3 protein-coding genes are annotated in these 1755 nt (G+C 67.6%); all 3 read right to left on the reverse strand.

All coding sequences use genetic code 11. The features are described from left to right. Positions 1-195, reverse strand: a 195-nt coding sequence (locus K2X24_RS01170; protein ID WP_292493915.1) for a helix-turn-helix domain-containing protein, incomplete at its 3' end; no start/stop codon positions are given. A gap of 44 nt (positions 196-239) precedes the next feature. Beyond that, a complete protein-coding gene (locus K2X24_RS01175) occupies positions 240-638 on the reverse strand; it encodes a hypothetical protein (RefSeq protein WP_292493917.1) in 399 nt (132 codons plus the stop codon). Beyond that, positions 635-1714 carry a phage Gp37/Gp68 family protein gene (locus K2X24_RS01180; protein ID WP_292493919.1) on the reverse strand — a complete coding sequence of 360 codons (1080 nt, stop codon included), beginning with the start codon at positions 1712-1714 and terminating at the stop codon, positions 635-637. The genes K2X24_RS01175 and K2X24_RS01180 overlap by 4 nt, the downstream gene beginning before the upstream one ends. Positions 1715-1755: the final 41 nt, after the last annotated feature.

Consider the following 1755-nt stretch of genomic DNA (forward strand, 5'->3'; position numbering starts at 1 on the left):
GCTCGCCACCTTGCGGGTCTCGATCCAGGCATCAAGCTCGCCTCGGCGGACACCGAAGCACCGCTCGCTTAGCTGTAGAAGCGGCGGTCCTTCCCCCTTGCGGCACATCTGCCGGAGGGTCGTCGCGGAGACGCCCAGCTCGCGCGCCACATCGGGAAACCTAACGACGAACCGGGTCGGATCGGCCTGCTGCATCGCTCTGCTCCTCGGGCTCCTGTTGGCGTGCTCTACCGCGGCGGTCATGGGATGCTCCCCTGGTCGGGAAACGGGATAGCCGGAGCGGAATAGTCGAGCGCTACGAGGCGGCCCTCCAGCATGCCCCAGTTGGCAGCCTTCGGCTCGAATGGGTCATCGGGGTCGCCGGGCCAGTAATCCCAATCGGGAAAGGTACCAGCTGCGTGATGGGCTTCCGCTTCATCGGTGTTGATCGGCTGTGCTTCCGGCATGACAAGAACCAAACCGCGAGGCTCGCACGCGAGGACAGGACAGAGGATTATGCGTCGCTCCGGAGTCGCTTCGATCCAGGTCCGCGCTTCGAACAAATTGCAAAGGCAGCCCGTCCGTCCGCGGGCGAGCTTGAAGGCAAATCCACCAGCCACCAAGACGAGGCGTGTCTTTCCGTGGGGTATTAGCTTCATCGCGCCGACTCCGGCATGCCGTTGTGCTCGACCCCGTCGAGGAGTCGGCCGGCGGCCTTCTTACCGACGCGCGAGACAATCTCCTGCCCTGGCAGGTGCCGGTAGTGCTCTGGGTCCTTCCCGAAGGACCGGAGGTTGACGCTTCCATCGGCGAGCGGCTGACCCCAGGGGTGCCATGCGCCCCACTGCTTAAAGTGGAAGGCGACGTCGGCCGCCTCGCACTGCTCGCGGATCGACCGGGCCCAGGTCGGGTGCATCGGCCGGGCGCCGGGGCCGCTCTCGCCGCCGACGATGATCCAATTTAGCTTCGGTGCCTGTCCGGGCTCGTACACCCCGTCGATGATCCCGTTGGCGTCGTCGGATACGTCGCCCGTCAGCGCGTCCACCGCATGCGGCCAGGGCTCGGCGCTGCCCGTATCCGGGTCGGGGATCGCGGTGAAATCGATCGGCCCGAGCAGTGGCTCGGCCGACACGAACCGCACGGCGGCCGGCGTGGCGAGCAGATCCGGCAAGCGTTCGTTGGCGCGGCGCTGGTCCTCGGCCGAGACGCCCAGCCAGACGTTCGGCAGGGGCCAGCGGCGCTGTTCGCTGTGCACGTTGACCTGGACATACACCGGGGTTGGTTCGCCTGGTTTCCCGCTCGCCAGCACGCGGAGCAGGGCGACCCGGGCAGGTGTCTCGGGATCCGAGAGGTACGCGCGCATCCGCGCCGACCGCTTCGTCAGGACCTGGAAGGCGTGATGCGGCGCCAGCGCCATGACGGCGAACACGCGGTCGATCCAGGAGTCCGGCACGCTCTCGGCGAACAGATCGCCATGCGCGCAGACGAAGACCCGGCGCGGACGTTTCCACTCGATCGGCTGAGTGAGCCATTCCCCGTTGAGGCGCACCTGCCCGTTCCAGACCGGACCGGCCTTGGTGTCGACGGTGAGGCCGGCGCGCGAGGGATGGTGCTTGAGCCGCGTTCCGGCCAGGCCCATGGCGTAGCAGTTCGTGCAGCCGGGCGAGACGATGGAGCAGCCCGTGATCGGGTTCCAAGTCGCGTCGGTCCATTCGATGGTGCTGTGCTCGGCCATTACGCGGCGGCTCCCTGGCTGATGCGCTGGCGGATGGCCTG

The organism is Methylobacterium sp. (assembly GCF_019750675.1).
GTDB lineage: Bacteria > Pseudomonadota > Alphaproteobacteria > Rhizobiales > Beijerinckiaceae > Methylobacterium.

Excerpts from the sequence above, each read along its gene's own strand:
- K2X24_RS01175 (WP_292493917.1), bottom strand. The coding sequence starts at position 638 with ATGAAGCTAATACCCCACGGAAAGACACGCCTCGTCTTGGTGGCTGGT.
- K2X24_RS01180 (WP_292493919.1), bottom strand. The coding sequence starts at position 1,714 with ATGGCCGAGCACAGCACCATCGAATGGACCGACGCGACTTGGAACCCG.